13 protein-coding genes are annotated in these 18,544 nt (G+C 72.1%); 10 read left to right on the top strand and 3 right to left on the bottom strand.

Annotated elements, in window-relative coordinates; genetic code table 11:
• Nucleotides 1-86: 86 nt before the first annotated feature.
• The 8 genes from ABZX22_RS03735 to ABZX22_RS03700 all read left to right on the top strand — a co-directional run bounded on the left by ABZX22_RS03735 (nt 87) and on the right by ABZX22_RS03700 (nt 13,401).
• A complete protein-coding gene (locus ABZX22_RS03735; RefSeq protein WP_354905817.1) occupies nt 87-215 on the top strand; it encodes a hypothetical protein in 129 nt (42 codons plus the stop codon).
• 17 nt (nt 216-232) lie between these two features.
• Complete coding sequence (locus tag ABZX22_RS03730) at nt 233-1,279, top strand: ABC transporter substrate-binding protein (protein WP_354905815.1); 1,047 nt, start codon at nt 233-235, stop codon at nt 1,277-1,279.
• 106 nt (nt 1,280-1,385) lie between these two features.
• Nucleotides 1,386-2,141 carry a class I SAM-dependent methyltransferase gene (locus tag ABZX22_RS03725; protein WP_354905814.1) on the top strand — a complete coding sequence of 252 codons (756 nt, stop codon included), beginning with the start codon at nt 1,386-1,388 and terminating at the stop codon, nt 2,139-2,141.
• A 111-nt stretch (nt 2,142-2,252) separates the two neighbouring features.
• Nucleotides 2,253-5,609, top strand: coding sequence for a hypothetical protein (locus tag ABZX22_RS03720; protein WP_354905813.1), 3,357 nt, complete (start codon nt 2,253-2,255; stop codon nt 5,607-5,609).
• Between the two features lie 4 nt (nt 5,610-5,613).
• Nucleotides 5,614-7,419 carry a UvrD-helicase domain-containing protein gene (locus ABZX22_RS03715; RefSeq protein WP_354905812.1) on the top strand — a complete coding sequence of 602 codons (1,806 nt, stop codon included), beginning with the start codon at nt 5,614-5,616 and terminating at the stop codon, nt 7,417-7,419.
• Between the two features lie 52 nt (nt 7,420-7,471).
• A complete protein-coding gene (locus ABZX22_RS03710) occupies nt 7,472-9,286 on the top strand; it encodes a sigma factor-like helix-turn-helix DNA-binding protein (RefSeq protein ID WP_354905810.1) in 1,815 nt (604 codons plus the stop codon).
• Nucleotides 9,287-9,402: 116 nt separating this feature from the next.
• Entirely contained in the window at nt 9,403-10,770 is a 1,368-nt protein-coding gene (gene cysS, locus ABZX22_RS03705) for a cysteine--tRNA ligase (RefSeq protein WP_354905809.1), read from the top strand.
• A 120-nt stretch (nt 10,771-10,890) separates the two neighbouring features.
• Nucleotides 10,891-13,401: a penicillin acylase family protein gene (locus ABZX22_RS03700; RefSeq protein WP_354905807.1), complete on the top strand. Its 2,511-nt coding sequence runs from the start codon at nt 10,891-10,893 to the stop codon at nt 13,399-13,401.
• A gap of 15 nt (nt 13,402-13,416) precedes the next feature.
• Here ABZX22_RS03700 and ABZX22_RS03695 read toward each other — a convergent pair whose 3' ends face one another.
• Nucleotides 13,417-13,866 carry a hypothetical protein gene (locus tag ABZX22_RS03695; protein ID WP_354905805.1) on the bottom strand — a complete coding sequence of 150 codons (450 nt, stop codon included), beginning with the start codon at nt 13,864-13,866 and terminating at the stop codon, nt 13,417-13,419.
• Between the two features lie 75 nt (nt 13,867-13,941).
• Here ABZX22_RS03695 and ABZX22_RS03690 point away from each other — a divergent pair, with 75 nt between their 5' ends.
• Nucleotides 13,942-14,889: a hypothetical protein gene (locus tag ABZX22_RS03690; protein WP_354905804.1), complete on the top strand. Its 948-nt coding sequence runs from the start codon at nt 13,942-13,944 to the stop codon at nt 14,887-14,889.
• 74 nt (nt 14,890-14,963) lie between these two features.
• Here ABZX22_RS03690 and ABZX22_RS03685 read toward each other — a convergent pair whose 3' ends face one another.
• Together ABZX22_RS03685 and mshB are read right to left on the bottom strand one after the other, a co-directional pair.
• The gene (locus ABZX22_RS03685; protein ID WP_354905803.1) at nt 14,964-15,419 is read right to left on the bottom strand and encodes a DUF6113 family protein; all 456 of its coding nucleotides are present in this window, start codon (nt 15,417-15,419) and stop codon (nt 14,964-14,966) included.
• Between the two features lie 11 nt (nt 15,420-15,430).
• Nucleotides 15,431-16,336 carry an N-acetyl-1-D-myo-inositol-2-amino-2-deoxy-alpha-D-glucopyranoside deacetylase gene (gene mshB / locus ABZX22_RS03680; RefSeq protein ID WP_354905801.1) on the bottom strand — a complete coding sequence of 302 codons (906 nt, stop codon included), beginning with the start codon at nt 16,334-16,336 and terminating at the stop codon, nt 15,431-15,433.
• A 120-nt stretch (nt 16,337-16,456) separates the two neighbouring features.
• Here mshB and ABZX22_RS03675 point away from each other — a divergent pair, with 120 nt between their 5' ends.
• Nucleotides 16,457-18,526 (top strand): prolyl oligopeptidase family serine peptidase, encoded by a 2,070-nt coding sequence (locus tag ABZX22_RS03675; protein WP_354905799.1) that lies wholly within the window; start codon nt 16,457-16,459, stop codon nt 18,524-18,526.
• The last annotated feature ends 18 nt before the right edge of the window (nt 18,527-18,544 follow it).

The following is an 18,544-nucleotide window of genomic DNA, read 5'->3' as shown; positions in this document are numbered from 1 at the left end:
CTCGCCTCGTCATCGCCCTGACAAGTGCGGATATTGGGGTCAGGGTTACCACACGGAGAAGGGTGCCCGGTGGTTTCCGCGACGCCGTGGGCATTCTCGAATCGTGGGACGGCGGCGTGCTGCGCGTCCGCAAGCGCGACGGCACGCTCGTGGAGATCCAGGAGGAGCATTTGGTGGCCGCGAAGGTCGTGCCTCCTCGACCTGAGCGAGTGTAGCGGCGAGTATCTTTCATGTGACTGTGCGTACCTGTGCCGCCGTAGCCGCCGTTCTCCTCAGCGCCGGATGCGGCGCCGCGAAGACGGAAGAGAAGCCGCTGCCTCCGGTCGACGTGAAGGCCGCCTCGATGAAGGCCGGGTTCACCACCGTCGAGCGGCTGGCGGAGGCCGCCAAGAAGGAGGGCGAGCTCAACGTCATCGCCCTGCCGCGCGACTGGGCCAACTACGGCGAGATCATCGACACCTTCGCCGACAAGTACGGCATCAAGGTCAACCAGTTCGAGCCCACCGCCAGCAGCCAGCGCGCGATCGAGTCCGCCGCGCAGCTCAAGCCGGACGTCTTCGACCTCAGCCTGGAGGCCGCGGTCGCCAACGCCGCGCGCTTCGCGCCGTACAAGGTGGCGGGCTGGCAGGACGTGCCCGACCACGTGAAGGACCGGAACGGGGCCTGGTACGCCGGCTACGGCGGCTACATGTCGCTCGGGTACGACTCCCGCCACGTCAGGCCGCCCACCTCCTTCGCCGACCTGCTCAGGCCCGGCTACAAGGTGGCGCTCCCCGGCGACCCCCGGCAGACCGCCGCCGCCTTCAACGGCGTCATGGCCGCCTCGCTGGTGGACGGCGTGCCCCAGGTGCAGCGCGGCGTCGAGCTGTTCGACAAGCTGCGGAAGGCGGGCCAGCTGACCCAGCAGAGCTCCGCCAACGTCGTCGTCGACTGGGACTACCTCAACGCGACCCGCACCGCCAAGCCCGGCGAGAGCTGGAAGGTCACGATCCCGAAGGACGCGCCCCTCGGCGCGTACTACGTGCAGGCGATCAACAAGGACGCCCCGCACCCCGCCGCGGCCAGGCTGTGGCAGGAGTTCCTGTTCTCCGACGAGGGCCAGAACCTGTTCCTCAAGGGCTACGCCCGTCCCGCGCGGGGTGAGGCGATGGTCATGAAGGGCACCCTCGACACCCAGGTCGCCGCGCAGCTGCCCGCCCCTCCCGGGCCGCCGGTGCTGCTCACGATCCCGCAGACCGACGCCGCGAAGGCCTACCTGAAGAAGAACTGGGCCCGGTGAGACAAGTGTGCCCGGTGTGACTGATATGTCGTAGAGACCTTCAGCCCCTAGAGTTGTTGTCCCACTACGGGGGAGCTGATCGGTCTTGCGATACGACACACCGAGCATGACGCGGTTGACCGCTCGCGCCTACGACAGCGGCTTCGGCTATGTCTCGCCGCAGGGAGCGCCACTGGTCGACCTGCTCGATCCGCAGCCGGGTGAGCGCGTGCTCGACCTCGGCTGCGGCACCGGCGTGCTGACCGCCGAGATCGCCGCCAGGGGGGCGAGCGTGCTCGGCATCGACGGCTCGCTCGCGATGATCGAGAAGGCCCTGGCCCAGTACCCGGGCATCGACTTCATCATGGGCGACGGCCACGACTTCACCGTGGCGCAGGCCTACGACGCCGTCTTCTCCAACGCCGCCCTCCACTGGATGAGCCGCGACCCCCGCACCGTCGTCGCCAACGTGCGCGAGGCGCTGCGGCCCGGCGGCCGCTTCGTGGCCGAGATGGGCGGCGCCGGCAACTGCGCGGAGCTGACCGCCGCCGTCTCCACCGCATGGCGCGAGTACGGCCTGCGCGAGCCCGAGCTGCCCTGGTACTTCCCCACGCCCGCCGAGCACTCCAGGCTGCTGGAGAAGGAGGGCTTCGTCGTCAGGCTGCTCGAGTACTTCGACCGGCCCACCCCGCTCGACGAGTGCCCCCGCGGGGCCGCCGACTGGGTCCGCGTGTACGCCGGAACGCTCCTCGACGGGCTGCCCGCCGACCTGATCGAACCGCTGCTCAGGCGGGTCAACGAGCTGGCCGCCCCGGCGCTCCGCAGGGAGAGCGGCTGGATGGCCGACTACGTGCGCCTACGCTTCGCCGCCGTCAGGCGCTGATACGTACTCCATGATGCACAGGGCTGTTTTGCGCGGCTATGGTCTGTTCCGTGGCGGCACAAGTATGGCTGCGCCGCGACCGCGGCGCGAGGGACTGGTGAACGGAACAGGATGAACTTCTGCCTGAGCGACCTCGTACCACCCTTGCGGTGGAGCGACGCTGCCGCGATCACACTGCTCCACGGGCACCCGCACCTGCCTGACGCGTGGTGGCGGAGCCTGCCCATGCCGCGGGTGCTGGCCGCCATCGGACCCGAGCCCCTCGGCGAGCTGCTGACGGAGATCGCGCTGGAGCAGTGGCCCGCCGCGGCCATCGGCGACGTCCTGCCCGCGCTGCACGTCCTGGACCCCGACGAGGCCGACGAGCCGCACGTCGCGATCGCCCTCGACCGGGTGGGCTCGTGGCCGGGGCTGCTGTCGCTGAGCAGCCGCGAGCTGGTGGACCAGCCGTTCGTGAAGGCGCGGCCGGTGCTCACCTCGCTGTTCTCGGCGGTCTTCGTACGGCTGACGCCGGGCGAGGAGGCCGTGTCGCGCCCGGAGGCCACGGCATCGCTCCCGCCGGAGCCGGACGTCCTGGACACCTTCGCGGAGCCGGACATCCTGGACCCCTTCGCGGAGCCGGACACCGCACGGTCGGACACCGCACAGCCGAACCTCGCACAGCCGAACCTCGCGCAGCCGGAACTCTCCCAGCCGGCCCCCGCGCAGCCGGCCCTGGCGCGGCCGGAGACCCCGGAGTGGGACGCAGCCGACGTCCTGGAGTCCGCCGCGCCCGGACGGGGCGCCGCGGGCGTCGCACGGCTGGAGGCTCTCGCGCCGGACGCCCTGGAGCCGCCGGACGCCCTGGAGCCGGAGACCTCGGCGCCGGACCACCTGGGGCCCAAGACCTCGGCGCCTGACGCCCTGGAGCCGGGGGCGGACGCTGCGGCACCGGACGCCTCGGGCCAGGACGCCTTGGGACCGGACGCCTTGGGGTCGGACGCCTTGGGGTCGGACGCCTCGGCATCGGACGCCTCGGGGCACGGTCTGCAGGCGTCGGGTGCCGGCTCCCCCGTCGAGTTCGGCATGCCCGCGCCGAGCGCCATGTCCCCGGCGGAACCCGTCACACCGAGCGCCGTGGCGGAACCCGCCTCACCGAGCGCGGGCGCCCCGGTGACGCCGGACCGGCCGGTCGCCGGGTCGCGGGCCGAGGCGCCGCCGCTCCCGTCGCGCAAGCCCCGCTCCACCAAGCAGTCCTACGGCACGCCGTTCGACGCCTTCGGGACCGGCACCACGACGGGCGGGCAGGACGCCGCCCCGCATGCGGCGCCCGAGCAGGCCGCGTCCGCGCGAGCCGAGCGCTGGGACCCCTTCCAGGCGTCCACTCCGCGTCCCGCCGACAGCGGCCAGGACTCCGCGTTCAAGCCGGTGTCCGAGGAGCCGCCGGCCCCGGGGGTGCCCGAGGCGTCCCGGCTTCAGGAGGCGGCCGGTGCCGGTGCTCTGTGGGCGGACGGCGTCCAGGAGCCCGCAGCCGACGTCCTCGATGGCACGGGCGCCGCGAGCCCCGGTGTGGAACGCGCCGAGCGTGAGGGCGACAGGGCCGACGAGGCCGCTCCGGATGGCGAGCGGCCGCACCCGGTGGCCGACCCGGTGGCCGACCCGGTGGCCGACCCGGTGGGCGAGTGGTCCTTCGCCGCCGTGCCGGACGACGAGCCGGCGGCGGGCGTCCCGGACGGCGACCTGCCCGCTGCGCGGTTTCCGGGTGACGACCTCTCCGCTGCGCGCGTCCAGGGTGACGACCTGCCCGCTGCGAAGGGTGACGACCTCTCCGCTGCGGGTGTCCCGGGTGACGACCTGTCCGCTGCGCGCGTCCAGGACGGCGACCTGTTCGGGTCGGACACGCCCGACGGCCTTCCTGTCACCGGCGCGTCCGGCGGCGAACTGCCCGACGCGGACGTCCCTGGTGGTGACCTGTCCGACGCGGACGCCCCCCACGACCGGCCGGCCGACGCGGGCGCCGCACGTGGTGACCTGTCCGACGCGCACGTCCCCCACGACCGGCTGCCCGACGCGGGCGTCCCGGGTAGTGACCTGCCCGACGCGGCCGACGCGAGTGCGGAACCAGCCGACGCGGGTTTCGCGAGTGGTGGCCTGCCCGAGGCGGGTGTGTCCGGTGGCGAGCCGTCGGCGGCGGGTGCCCCCGCCGGGGCGGTCGACCTGCACGCGCTGATCGAGGCGTCCTTCGCGGGTCTGGACGACAAGACGTGGGCCGTCGCGCAGAACCGCGTCTTCACCGATGCTCCTTCGGCCGTGGAGCAGCTGGCCAAGCTGTTCGCGGCTCCCAAGGCGGAGATCGTCGCCGTCGAGGCCGAGCTGCGCCAGCGCCTGCTGCGGTGGCTGGCCGCCGAGGAAACCGCGCCGTACCGGGCGCACCTCGACGACCTGCGCGCCCGGCTGGGCGTGGATCCGCCGCGGGACCTGCTGATCGGGGCGGCCGACTGGCACGGCAGAGAGGTGCGCGCGCTCGACGTGCCCGCCTGGCAGTTCGTGCAGGCGACGCTGGCCGCACCGGCGCGGATCGCCGAGGTGCCCGGCTCGCCTGCCGTTCCGGAGCCGCAGTTCCCTGGCCCGGCGGCCGAAGAGCCGCCGTTCTCCGGCCCGGTGGTGGCCAGTGAGCCGCCCTTCCCAGGTCCCGGGGTCGGAGAACCGTACCTTCCTGGTCCCGGGGTGGGAGAACTACATCTTCCCGGCCCTGGAGCGGGAGAACCGCACCTCCAACGACCGCAGGAGCCTGCAGCGGCGCCCGTGCTGGAGCCGCGGTTCCAGTCCGTGCCGGGGGCTGAGCCGTACGCCGGGTCCGTCCAGGCGCCGCCGCATCCGGAGCCGCAGGGTGCGCCCGGTGAGGCGGCGGCCCGGTTCGAGGAGTTCCCTGCGCCCGCGCCATCCGACGGCAACGGCAACGGCAAGCCGCACCAGGCCTTCAAGGACGTCTCGCTGACCAAACGCTGCTTCCGGCAGCCCGACGGGCGCTGGTGGCTGCGGATCGACGTGACCGCCGAGCAACTGGCCACCGGTGAGTGCGCGTTGCCGAGCGGGTTCGCCGCCTACCTGGGGCTGACCGCGGGCGCGAGCTGGACGGTCAGGAGCGCGGCGGGCGAGCTGTCGATCAGCTGGCTGGGCAGGCCGTGCATCAGCCAGATGGGCAGACTGCTGGCCGACGTCGGCGCGCGGGAGGGCGGGCACCTGTTCATCACGCTCTCGAAGGAGGGCGTGCTGCGGGCCAAGCACCTGCCGGTGGCCACGCCGGGCGCCAGTAAGATCTCCAAGGCGCTTCGCCTGGCCGACTACACCGGCCTGAGCAGCGCGATCGAGCACGCAGCGAGAATCATCGCCATAAGGATTGGCATGTCGGGCAACGTCAGTCTGGACGACCTCAAGACCAGGCTCCGCGAACGCGGGGACCGTGACCTGCTCGACCTGTTGGACTGAGCCCGTGGCGCGGCTCGCGATCGCCCCCGGCTTCCCCAGGGAGCTCCGCGCTCTGGCTGCGCCAGAGCGCGGGCAGGTCATGGCCGCGCTGTACGGGTTCCTCGACGAGGTCCCCGCCCCCGAGGGGGTGGGGACGGTGCGGATGGCCGACGGGCTCAAGGGCGTCGTGGTACGGCAGGGCGACCTGTCGTGGCTGCTCACGCTGCTGCCCGACGACGAGGCCGAGACCTACGCGGGCCGGCACGCCTTCAGCGTCAACCCGCTGATCGGGGTGATCGAGCAGTGGGACGCCGAGGCGCTGGGCAGGGTCGAGCACGCCCTGCGCCGCTCGGCCGGGGCGACGCGGCTGTTCGCGGAGGTGGACGACGCCGACCTGCTGGGCCTGGGGGTCGACCTCGCGCTGCTGCCGCTGGTCAGGTTAGTCACCAACGAGGCGGACGTGGACGCGCTGGAGCCGCTGCTGCCGCCCACGCAGTACCTGCCGCTGGCGGTGATGGCCAGGGGCGGCTCGCTGCCCGAGGCGTGGAAGGCGCTGGACTCCCGCCGCACCTCGTGGGACTCCCCCGAGCCGATCGACACCTCCGACCTGCTCGGGGCGCTGCTGCGCAGCCCTGACCTGGCGGTGTTCGCCGCGCGGCCCGAGGAGATCGACAGGGTCGTCGGCAAGCCCGACTGGTGCGTCTTCCTGCACCCGCCCCAGCACCGGCTGGCCCGCGCCGGCCACTACGAGCACCCGGTGCTCGTCACCGGCGGCGCCGGCACGGGCAAGACGCTCACCGCCCTGCACCGGGCCGCGCACCTGGCCGAGCACGGCAACGGTCCGGTGCTGCTGGTGACGTTGACGCAGGGGCTCGCGGCCGACCTGTCGGCGCGCCTGGACACGCTGATCGAGGACGAGGCGGTCCGCAAGCGCGTCGACGTCGACAACGTCGACCGGCTGGCGGTCAGGATCGTGGCCGACGTGGAGGGGCGGCAGCCCGTGCTCGTGGGGCCGGGGGCGCGCTCGCTGGCCGAGTTGGCGGAGGAGGCGCTGCGGCTGCTCACCAGGGCGGCCGGCGACCTGCTCGACGACGTGCTGAGCTTCGGCGAGCCGGGGCGCAAGCCGTACCGGCACATCGTGGTGGACGAGGCGCAGGACGTGAGCCCGGCCCAGTGGCGGCTGCTGCGCGCGGCGGTGCCGCGCGCTCCGGACGACCTGTTCGTGGTCGGCGACCCGCACCAGCGCATCACCGACCATCGCAGCGCGCTGGAGGCGGTCGGCATCCACGCCGTGCAGCACGAGCTGGCGATCTCCTACCGGCTGCCGCACGAGATGCTGTCCTTCGGGGTACGGCTGCGCGGCGGCGGCCCGGCGCTCGGGCTGGTCAAGCACGTGCAGGAGCTGCGCGACTTCCGCAGCACTCATCACGGCGAACGGCCGACGATCAGGGCCTACGACTCGCCGGAGGCCGAGCTGGCCGGGCTGGTGTCCACGATCGGGTCGTGGCTGGAGGACGGCGTGCCCGCCGCGGAGATGGCCGTGGCCGCGCGCACCACCCGCCTCGTCAGGTCCGCCAGGGAGGCGCTCGCCCGAGCGGGTCACGACGTGCGGGTCACGACGCTGCACGGGTTGAAGGGCCTGGAGTTCGAGCGGGTCGCGCTGATCGGGATCGCCGAGGGCGTGGTGCCCGAGCCGCTGCCGGACGACCCCGCCGACCGGGCGCGGGTGCTCCAGCGCGAGCGGGGGCTGCTCTACGTGGCCTGTACGCGGGCGCGGTCGGTGCTCTACGTTTCCCATGCGGGAAGAGGGAGCCCATTTTTGTCGTCCTAATCACATAGTCTCTGAACTGCGGATATCCTTTCCCTTTGCTGGTTGGACCCCAATGAATCTCAGCCTGAGTGACCTCGCGCCGCCCCTGCGCTGGACCTCTCCCGTCCAGATCGCACCTCTCGCGGATGATCCTCAGCTGCCCGACGCGTGGTGGCAGTCGATCCCGCTGGACCGGGCGTGTGCCGTGATCGGCACGCAGGCCGTGGCCGGCCGTCTCGCCGACGTGGCCGTGGCCTTCTGGGGGCATCTGCAGGTGGGCGACATCCTGCCGTTGCTGAGGTTCTCCAACCCGGGCGAGAGCGAGCGCACGCCCGACGTGCTCGGCCGCGACGTGGTTCACAAGCTGTTCGTCGGCGTGTTCGAGCGGCTGCTGGAGCCGGTCGCCGAGATCAGGACGGTCGCGCTGCCGCAGCTGGTCGACGAGCTGTTCGTCGCCCTCGACGAGCGGCAGCGCACGATCGCGCGCGACCGTGTCTACGCCGAGCAGCGGGCCACGCTCGACGAGCTCGCCCAGCGTTTCTCCGTGACGCGCGAGCGGATCAGGCAGATCGAGCGCGACCTGCGCGACCACGTGGAGGCGTGGCTGGCCTCGCCCGACGCGGGGCCGCTGCTGGCGCACGTCACCTGGCTGCGTGGGCAGCTGGGCGCCGCCGTACCCGCTGAGCATCTGGCCGACGCGGCGCCGTGGCACCGCACCGAGCTGGTGACGCTCGGCATCCCGGTGTGGCGGTTCGTCAGGACGCTGCTGACCGGCTACGACCAGGTCGACGGCTGGCTGATCGCGGGCGGTGTCGACGAGCTGCGGGAGAAGACCAGGCAGCTGTTCGCCGAGGGGCCGAAGGTCATGGCGGAGGCCGTGGCGATGACCGCGCAGCTCGGTGTCCGCGAGGACGTGGCCGAGCGGTGGCTGGCCACGGTGCCCCAGCTGCGGGTCTACGAGGGGCACGTCATGCTGTGGCCGCGCAGCGTGAACGAGAAGGCCGAGGCCGTGCTGGCGGTCTCGGGGCACGCGCTCACGCCCGAGGAGATCCAGGAGCGGATCGGCGAGGACTACAGCCTGGTCGGCATCCGCAACCAGCTGACCGCCGACGCGCGCTTCCGCCGCGTGGACCGCAACAAGTACGGCCTGGCGCGGTGGGGCGGCGAGGAGTACCTGGGGATCAGGGAGATGATCGCCAGGGAGATCGAGCGGGCCGGCGGCGAGGCCTCGGTCAACACCATCGTGGCCAACCTGACGTCGAGATACGACGTGAGCGAGAGCTCGGTGCGCGCCTACTCGGGCGGGCCGGGGTTCGAGCGCTCGCAGCGCGGCTGGATCAGGGTGGCCGCGCCCGACCAGCCGGGCTACCAGCCGCGCAAGGACGTCTCCGAGACGCGGCGCTGCTTCAGGTCGCGTGACGGGCGCTGGTGGCACCGGGTGGACGTCAATGCCGAGCACCTGCGCGGGTCGGGCTCCCCGCTGCCGACCGGGTTCGCCGCGCACCTCGGGATGGCGCCCGGCGGGTCGCTGACCGCCTCCGCGCCGTCGGGCGACGTGGTGATCTCCTGGCACAACCAGCCGACGATGGGGTCGATCAGGAACGTGCTGGCGGAGTTCAACGCCTCCGAGGGCGACCACGTGTTCCTGACGGTCTCGGACGGCGGGGAGCTGCTGACGCGCTTCCTTCCCGCCGCCCAGCCGGCGCTGCGCCCGCTGAACAGGGCGCTGCACCTGATCGGCTACACCGCTCCGGTCGACTCGGAGGCCGAGGGGCTGCGGCTCATCGGGGCCAGGGTGGGGCTGCCGGAGACGGCCACGCGCGAGGAGGTCGTCGCCCGGCTGCGCGAGCGCGGCGACCGCGACATCCTCGGCTTCCTGGGCGAGTAGCCCGTCCTGGAGGCTTTCTGGGCGGGTAGCCCGTCCTGGAGGCGCGGCCGGGAGCAGGGCCCGGCCGCGAACGGCTGGGCCTTGGGGGCGGCGACGCGCCGGATTAGGCTCGTTCCATGTTGCGGATCTACGACACGCGCACCCGGCAGGTCGAGGAGCTTCCCCAAGCCAGGGCCCTGAGGATGTACACCTGCGGCCCGACCGTCTACCGGTTCGCGCACGTCGGGAACCTGCGCTCCTACCTCCTGTCCGACCTCGTCCGCAGGGTCCTGGAGCGCAACCGGGTCCGTGTGCTCGTCTGCCAGAACATCACCGACGTCGGGCATCTCGTCGACGACGCCGAGGTCGGCGAGGACAAGATCGTCCTACAGGCCCGCGAGGAGGGCCGCTCCACCCTCGACATCGCCCGCTTCTACGAGGACGCCTTCCGCCGCGACACCGCCGCCCTCAACCTGCGCCCGCCCGAGTACACACCGCGCGCCACCGAGTCCGTCGACCTCATGATCGAGCTGATCGTCAAGCTCATGGAGAAGGGGCACGCCTACGCCGTACCGGACGGCTCGGTGTTCTTCGCCGCGCAGACCTTTCCCTCGTACGGCGAGCTCTCGGGCAACCGGCTCGACGCGCTCAGGCCGGGGCACCGGGTGGAGGGGGTCGACGAGCGCAAGCGGTTCCACGCCGACTGGGCGCTGTGGAAGCACTCGCACCGCGAGCTGGCGTGGGACACCCCGTGGGGCGGTCGGGGCTTCCCGGGCTGGCACGTCGAGTGCTCGGCCATGTCGCTGCGCTACCTGGGCGACCGGATCGACGTCCACACCGGCGGGATCGACCTGCGCTTCCCCCACCACGAGGACGAGCGCGCCCAGTCCGACACCGCCGCGGGCCACGAGGTGGTGCGGCGGTGGGTGCACGGTGAGCACCTGCTGTTCGACGGGCGCAAGATGGCCAAGTCCACCGAGAACGTGGTGCTGCTGCGGGACGTGACCGCCGCCGGGCTCGACCCGCTGGCCGTCCGACTGGCGTTCCTGGAGCACCGCTACCGCCACCAGATGAACCTGACGTGGGACACCCTGCGCGCGGCCGACCGCACGCTGCGCCGGTGGCGGGCCAGGGTCGCCGAGTGGGCCGAGTCGCCCAGCGCGCCGATGGCCGAGCCGTGGGTACGGCGCGCCGAGGCCGCCCTCGACGACGACCTCGACACCCCGTCGGCGCTGCGGGTGCTGCGGGAGCTGGAGAAGGACGAGTCGGTGGCGCCCGGCGCGAAGTTCGAGTCGTTCCTGCATCTGGACCAGGTGCTCGCGCTGGACCTGTCGACGGAGATCGGCAAGGTGCGGGTGCTCCCGCCGGGGGCGGCCGAGCTGCTCGACCAGCGGGCGCGGGCCCGCGAGGCGCGCGACTGGGACGCGGCCGACCGGCTGCGGGAGGAGCTGGCCGAGCTCGGGGTCAAGGTGGCCGACACCCCCGACGGGCAGACCTGGACCTAGCTTCCCTCGTGCCCGGACGTCGCCTGATCGCGACCTTTCCGTCACGCGAGGTGATCATGGTCGTCGCACCGAGAAACGGCTGCGACACTTGGTGCGAAGCCACGGCATAAGGAGGTTTTCGTGAGGTTCAGGCCCTATGCGGGGTTGCCGTGGCCGTTGCGTTGGCTCGCGAGGGTGCTGACCGTCCTCCTGGCCCTGGCGCTCGTCCTCGCGGCGGTCGGCGTGTGGATAGCGCGGCAGTCGTTCCCGCGGCTCGAAGGCACCATCAAGGTTGCGGGCCTGACCGGCAAGGTCGAGGTCTACCGCGACGAGTGGGGCATCCCGCAGATCTACGCCGACACCTCCGAAGACCTCTTCATGGCGCAGGGCTACGTCCACGCCCAGGACCGCTTCTGGGAGATGGACTTCCGCCGCCACGTCACCGCGGGACGCCTGTCGGAGCTGTTCGGGCCGGCGACGCTGACCGAGGACAAGGTCATCCGCACGATGGGCTGGCGGGAGGTGGCCGAGCAGGAGCTGGCGAACCTCACCGAGCGCACCAAGCGCTACCTCGACGCGTACGCCAAGGGCGTCAACGCCTACCTCGCCGAGCACCCGAACGCCTCGGACAGGAGCCTTGAATACTCCGTCCTGAAGCTGCAGAACTCCGGCTACAAGCCCGAGCCCTGGACACCGCTCGACTCGGTGTCGTGGCTGAAGGCGATGGCCTGGGACCTGCGCTCCAACCTCGACGACGAGATCGACCGTGCCCTCGCCGCCACGAAGCTGCCGAGGGAGCGGGTCAACCAGCTCTTCCCCGGCTACCCGTTCGACCGCAACCCGGCGATCGTGACGCAGGGCACCATCGCCGACGGCCGCTTCGACGAGCGCAGCGAGCCGCGGCTCGGCGAGGGCTCGGCCGTCCTCACCGGTGCGGCCGAGGCGCTGAGCAGGGTGCCCGACCTGATGGGGGCCGAGGAGAACGACGGGATCGGGTCGAACTCGTGGGTGGTCTCGGGCGAGCACACCACGACGGGCAAGCCGCTGCTGGCCAACGATCCGCATCTGTCGGCGCAGCTGCCGTCGGTCTGGTACCAGGCGGGGCTGCACTGCCGTACGAAGTCGGAAAAATGCGCTTATGACGTGACAGGGTTTACCTTCTCCGGCGTGCCCGGCGTCATCATCGGGCACAACGACAAGATCGCCTGGGGGTTCACCAACCTCGGCCCCGACGTCGCCGACCTCTTCCTGGAGCAGGTCAAGGACGACACCTACCTTTACAAGGGCGAGTGGCTCCCGCTGGAGACCAAGAACGTGCAGATCAAGGTCGCCGGCGGCGACCCCGTGACCATCAAGGTCCGCAAGACCAGGCACGGGCCGCTGATGCACGAGGTGATGGGCAGCGTCAAACCGTCGGACGAGGCCAACGCCGTGGCCCTGCAGTGGACCGCGCTCACCCCCGGCACCGCCGCCGAGGCGATCTTCGACCTGAACGAGGCGGGCGACTGGCACGAGTTCCGCGCCGCCGCCTCACTGTTCGACGTGCCCGCGCAGAACCTCGTGTACGCCGACACCGAAGGACGCATCGGCTACCAGGCGCCCGGCCGCATCCCCGTGCGCGCCAAGGGCGACGGCACCTGGCCCGTGCCGGGCTGGACCGGCGAGTACGAGTGGCGCGGCGCGATCCCCTTCGACGAGCTGCCCAGCGTCTCCGACCCGGCCGACGGCTTCGTGGTCACCGCCAACAACGCCGTCATCAACCCCGACCGCTACCGGCAGCTCCTCACCAAGGACTGGTCGTACGGCTACCGCGCCAAGCGCATCCTCGAACGGGTCCGGCGGGCGACCAAGAGCGGCAAGATCGACGCCGAGACCATGAGCCGCATCCAGCAGGACTCCCACAACGGCCTGGCCGAGGTCCTCGTCCCCGCGCTGCTGAAGGTGGGCCTGGCCGGCCCCAGCGCCGACGCCCAGGCGCTGCTGCGCGGATGGGACGGCTCCCAGGGCCTCGACTCCGCGCCCGCCGCCTACTTCAACGCGGTCTGGCGGCACCTGCTCATGGCGACGTTCAACGACGAGCTGCCCTCGGGAGCCCGGCCGGGCGGCGGCGACCGCTGGTACGAGGTCGTGCGCAACCTGCTGGAGCGCCCGGAGGACCCGTACTGGGACGACGTGACGACCAAGAACGTCACCGAGACCCGCGACGACGTCCTGCGCGCCGCCATGGCCGACGCCCACCACGAGCTCGCCGGACTGCTCGGCCCCGACGCGAAGGCGTGGCGGTGGGGCGACCTGCACACGCTCACCCTGACCAACCAGACCTTCGGCACCTCGGGCATCGGCCCTGTCGAGGCGCTGTTCAACCGCGGCCCGTTCGGCTCGCCCGGCAACAAGGACGCGGTCAACGCCACGGGATGGAACATCCAGGACGACTACGGGATCACCGCCGTCCCCTCGATGCGGATGGTCGTCGACCTGGCCGACATGGACCGCTCCCGCTGGATCAACCTGACCGGCGCCTCGGGGCACGCCTTCCACGACAACTACTGGGACCAGGCGGCACTGTGGGCCGACGGGCGGACCACGCCCATGCACTCCAAGCTCGACTCGATCAGGAAGGCGGCCAGGTACACGCTCACGCTCACGCCGTGAGCGGTCGCGACTCGCTCACTCGCCCTTCTCGATCCCCTCCGGGAGCGACTGGTTCCGCTTCCACCACGGCGCCGCGCGGGGATACCCGCCGTCGTCGAGCCCGGCCAGTCGCTCGAAGGGGTTGTAGGCGGCCTGGTTGCCGCAGATCAGCAGCGACACGCCGAGGGAGAGCAGGTAGAGCGGCAGCATGGGCAGTCCGGCGCACCAGGCCCACTGGGTGGCGTGCCGGTCCTCATGATCGAGCAGCCTGCCGGTCAGATAGGTCTCGGGGTGCTTGGTCAGCACGACGTTCCCGACGGTGAAGGCGCCGGCGACGGGGAAGCCGTAGCGGTAGCCGTACGCGAGAATGAGTCCCTGAGGGCCGGGCTTTCTCGTCGTCCCGCCGATGACGGAGATCAGCAGGCCAAGAGGGGTGGAGAGGTTGACGAAGTTGGCGATCCTGCGGATCCGGTGCCGCCTGTCCATGCCTCTCACCCTTGACCCGACTTGACAAATCGGAATAATGATCCCCGTCCTGAAATCTCCCCCAAGAGCAGGATCATGAGATTCATCATTCTGGCCGCCCTGGTGTGCACCATGGCACTGGCCACCGTCGGCGGCCTCGCCGTCACCCAGACCTCCTCGGCCACTGACACCCCCACGGTTGACCGGCTGGAGTTACCCGTCTCCACCAGCCCCTCCCCCACGCCGACGCCCACCGCGGCCAAGTACACCGCGACCACCAAGGTGGTGACCAAGAAGGGCGTCGCCTATCTGGACGTCGCCGTCACGTACGGCGGTGCGGCTCGCTTCACTGTGAAGCAGAAGGTGTGCAAGGGCAAGTCCTGCCAGACGGCCACCGCCTCCCTGCCGGTGACGACCGGCGCCGGCAAGTCCTCCACCAAGCTGGGCAAGGGCACCTACAAGAAGAGCGGCAAGGCCTCGGTCTCGCTCAAGGTGCTGCCCTGGCCGACGCGCACGGTGACGGCCACGGCGACGCCGTCGGCGACCGCCACGGTCACCGCGTCGGCGGTCCCGTCGGCCACGGTGACGGTCGCCTCGACGACCACGGTGAACGCGACCACCACGGTGAACGCCACCACCACCGCGACCACCACCGCGACCACCACCGCGACCACCACCGCGACCACCACGGTCACGACGGGCCCGACGGTCACGGCGACCGCCACGGTCTACGTCACCTGCACACCCGCGCTCCCGGCCCAGGACACGATCCCGACCCCGAACCCGAGCCCGAGCCCGACGCCGAGTCCGAACCCGCCCACGCCCCAGGCGGTCCCGCCCGCGGACGGCGGCACGCCGGCCGTGGACCCGGCCGTCACGACCCCGCTGGCCGCCACGCCGACTCCGACCACCTGCCCCACCACCGGGGATGACGGGGGCGACGGCGGCGAGGACGACGACGGCGAGACAGGCGATCTGACACCCGAGCCCGACCCGCTCCCAACTCCGACTCCGACCCCGACTCCGCAGCCCCCGGTCCAGTAGCCCGGATCCAGTAGCCCGGATCCAGTAGCCCGGATCCAGTAGCCCGGATCCAGTGGCCCGGATCCGGTAGCGCGTCAGCGGCCCCCGTCGACCGTCGGCGGGGGCTGCCGCATCATCGGGGCCTGCTGGTCGACGCCCTTCAGCAGCCACGAGCCGCCGCCCGCCGACGACGGCGAGAGCAGCACGGCCACCAGCACGGCCGCCATGCCCCCGTAGAGGTAGACGAAGCCGGCCACGTCACCGGCGATCACCAGGTCGCCCGCCGCGCGCTTCAGCGAGAACACCATCGACACCAGCAGCCAGCCGGCCGCCACCGCGGAAGCGCCGAGCTTGGCGCGCATCAGCCTGCCCGCGCCGAAACAGATCGCGAACAGCGCGGGCACCCAGCCGATGGCCGCCAGCGGCCACGTCGGCCCGACGTACCACGCGTGCGTGAACCCGCCCACCACGCCGAGGACGACCCCCAGCACGGCCAGCATGCCGTACGCGGCCCCCGCCAGCGCGGACTCGGCATGGCTCCGTTGCTCCATAACGGAGGAGGTTAGTGGATGCCCGCGAACAGATCCTTCTCCAGGGCGTGATGCTCGCCCAGCCCGCCCGCCTCGATCGGCGCGCCCGGCCCGGTCTCGCCCGTGATCCCGCTGCGCAGGATGAAGTGCTCGACCCCGAACACCTCCTGCCCGATGTTGTTGGACAGCGCGAACCAGGGCGGGTCGACGGTGATCTGGGTGGCGTGCGCCCGCATCGCGTCGAACTTGTTGCCCAGGTACGGCCGGGCGTCCACCTCGGTGGTGATCTCGTGGTCCTGAACGCCGAACGGCACGTCCTCGACGTTCTCGGCGACGAAGCCGACCCCCGACCGCTCGATCTCCTCGGCCGTCCTGCGCATGACGGACTTGGCGGTGGCGGTGTAGTAGAACTTGGCGATCCGCCACGGCTCGCCCTCGCCGAAGGCCGGGTCGGCGGCCAGCTCGAAGGCCCGCCACGCCACCCGGTGCGCCTGGATGTGGTCGGGGTGACCGTAGAAGCCGTCCTCGTCGTAGGTGACCAGCACCTGCGGCCGCACCTCTCGAATGATCGTCACCAGCTCGGCCGCGGCCTCGTCGAGGTCGGCCCGCCAGAACGCGTGCGGCCGGTCGTTGGCGGCGGCGCCCATCATGCCGCTGTCGCGCCACCTGCCGGGACCGCCGAGGAAGCGGTGGTCGTCGACGCCCATCGCCTTGCACGCGGCGTCGAGCTCGCCGACGCGATGGGGGCCGAGCGCGTCGTCGCCGTCGGCCGCCAGGTGGGCCAGTTCCGGCGGGATGACCTCGCCCTCCTCGCCCAGCGTGCAGGTGACCAGGGTGACGTGGGCTCCCTCGGCGGCGTACCTGGCCATGGTGGCGCCGGTGCCGATCGTCTCGTCGTCGGGGTGGGCGTGGACGAGCAGCAGGCGTCGATCACTCATGCCCCGAGCGTATGCCACCCGGCGCCTGTCTCCGCCACTGCTTCCACCCGCTCCACCTGCGTTTCCTACGGCGTCACCGGACGCGCGGGGCGACCGTCTCACCTGGCAGGATGGGGGCTTATGAGTGAGAGCTTCCCGCGCCTGCACGCAAGGACCCGCCGGTTCACCCTGGGAGTGCCCAGAGGCTTCACCATCTCCCCCGACGGCGCCCGCGTCCTGTTCCTGCGGACGCAGTCCGGCACCGACCCGGTGACCTGCCTGTGGGAGCTCGACACCGCCACCCACGTCGAACGCCTGCTCGTCGACCCCCGCGCCCTCGACGCCGACGACGAGAACCTGCCGCCGGAGGAGCGCGCCCGCCGCGAGCGCAGCAGGGAGCAGGCCGGTGGCGTCGTGGCCTACGCCACCGACTCCGCCGTCACGACAGCCGCCTTCGCGCTGTCCGGCGGCCTGTACGTCACCGACGTGGCCGAGGGCGCCACGCGCCGCCTGGAGACGCCGGGCGCGGTCATCGACCCCCGCCTGTCCCCCGACGGTCGCCTGGTCGCCTACGTGACCGGCGGCGGCCTCCGCGTCCACGACCTGGCCACCGGCGACGACCGCGCCCTGGCCGAGCCCGAGGGCGACACCGTCACCTACGGCCTGGCCGAGTTCATCGCCGCCGAGGAGATGGACCGCCACCGCGGCTACTGGTGGGCACCCGGCAGCGACGCGCTCCTGGTCGAGCGCGCCGACGAGGCGCCCGTCCAGACCTGGTACATCGCCGACCCCGCCAATCCGGACCGCGCCGCCGTACCGCAGCGGTATCCGGCGGCGGGCACGCCCAACGCCCGCACCGAGCTGTTCGTCATCGGGCTCGACGGCTCCAGGGTCGCGGTGCCGTTCGAGGACGAGTACCTCACCACCGCCGCCTGGGACTCCCACGCGCTGTCGATCGTCACCATGCCGCGCGACCAGAAGGCGCTGCGCCTGTTCACCGTCGACCCGGCCACCGGCGCGGCCACGCTGCTGCGCGAGGACACCGACGACGCCTGGGTCGAGATCGTGACCGGCGTACCGGGGCACCTCGACGACGGCTCCCTGGTCTGGGTGGCCGACGACGAGGGAGGGCGCCGGCTGTTCGTCGGCGACCGCGCGATCACCCCGCCCACCCTCCAGGTGCGCGACGTGCTCGACATCGACCGCGACACCGTGCTGTTCAGGGCCAGCGGCGACCCGACCGAGATCCAGCTCTGGACCTGGGACGGCCACTCCCTCATGCCCGTCTCCACCTCGTCCGGCGTCTACTCGGGCCGGCTGTCGGGCGGCGTCGGGGTGCTGACCGAGCAGTCGCTCGAGAAGGAGGGCGTCTCCGCCACGGTGGTCCTGCCCAGCGGCATGACCATCCCGATCCCCTCGCTCGCCGAGCGTCCCGGCCTCGACCTGCGCGTCCACCTCGGCCGCGCGGGCACCCGCGAGCTGTCGACCGCGGTCGTCTTCCCCTCCTGGCACGAGCCGGGCTCGCGCAAGCTGCCCGTGCTCCTCGACCCGTACGGCGGGCCGCACGCCCAGCGCGTCCTTGCCGCCCAGGGCATGTACCTCACCAGCCAGTGGTTCGCCGAGCAGGGCTTCGCCGTCGTCGTCATCGACGGCCGCGGCACGCCCGGTCGCGGTCCGGCCTTCGAGCGGGCCGTCCTCAACGACCTGGCCACCCCCGTCCTCGACGACCAGATCGACGCGCTCCAGGGCGTCGCGCAGCAGTACCCCGACGACCTCGACCTGTCCAAGGTGGCCATCCGCGGCTGGTCGTTCGGCGGCTTCCTGGCGGCGCTCGCCGTCCTGCGCCGCCCCGACGTCTTCCACGCGGCCATCGCGGGGGCGCCGGTGACCGACTGGCGCCTGTACGACACCTGCTACACCGAGCGTTACCTGGGCGACCCCGCCGTCCAGCCCGAGGTGTACGACCAGTCGTCGCTGTTCGCCGACGCCGCCAAGCTCGACCGCCCGCTGCTGCTCGTCCACGGCCTGGCCGACGACAACGTGGTGGCCGCCCACACCCTCCGCCTGTCGTCGGCGCTGCTGGCGGCGGGACGCCCGCACACGGTGCTGCCGCTGTCCGGCGTCACCCACATGACGCCGCAGGAGGTCGTCGCGGAGAACCTGCTGCTGCTGCAGGTCGACTTCCTCAAGAAGGCGCTGGGCCTGGCCTGATCCGCCGTTCGCCCCGAA

Source organism: Nonomuraea sp. NPDC003804 (assembly GCF_040610675.1).
Taxonomy (GTDB): domain Bacteria; phylum Actinomycetota; class Actinomycetes; order Streptosporangiales; family Streptosporangiaceae; genus Nonomuraea.
The sequence above is the reverse complement of the archived record's forward strand: the minus strand, read 5'-3'. Positions and strand labels throughout refer to the sequence as shown.

Bases quoted from the DNA above. Each gene is read 5' to 3' on its own strand.
- ABZX22_RS03725 (WP_354905814.1), top strand. From the start codon at position 1,386: ATGACGCGGTTGACCGCTCGCGCCTACGACAGCGGCTTCGGCTATGTC.
- ABZX22_RS03720 (WP_354905813.1), top strand. From the start codon at position 2,253: ATGAACTTCTGCCTGAGCGACCTCGTACCACCCTTGCGGTGGAGCGAC.
- ABZX22_RS03710 (WP_354905810.1), top strand. From the start codon at position 7,472: ATGAATCTCAGCCTGAGTGACCTCGCGCCGCCCCTGCGCTGGACCTCT.
- cysS (WP_354905809.1), top strand. From the start codon at position 9,403: ATGTTGCGGATCTACGACACGCGCACCCGGCAGGTCGAGGAGCTTCCC.
- ABZX22_RS03695 (WP_354905805.1), bottom strand. From the start codon at position 13,866: ATGGACAGGCGGCACCGGATCCGCAGGATCGCCAACTTCGTCAACCTC.
- ABZX22_RS03690 (WP_354905804.1), top strand. From the start codon at position 13,942: ATGAGATTCATCATTCTGGCCGCCCTGGTGTGCACCATGGCACTGGCC.
- ABZX22_RS03685 (WP_354905803.1), bottom strand. From the start codon at position 15,419: ATGGAGCAACGGAGCCATGCCGAGTCCGCGCTGGCGGGGGCCGCGTAC.
- mshB (WP_354905801.1), bottom strand. From the start codon at position 16,336: ATGAGTGATCGACGCCTGCTGCTCGTCCACGCCCACCCCGACGACGAG.
- ABZX22_RS03675 (WP_354905799.1), top strand. From the start codon at position 16,457: ATGAGTGAGAGCTTCCCGCGCCTGCACGCAAGGACCCGCCGGTTCACC.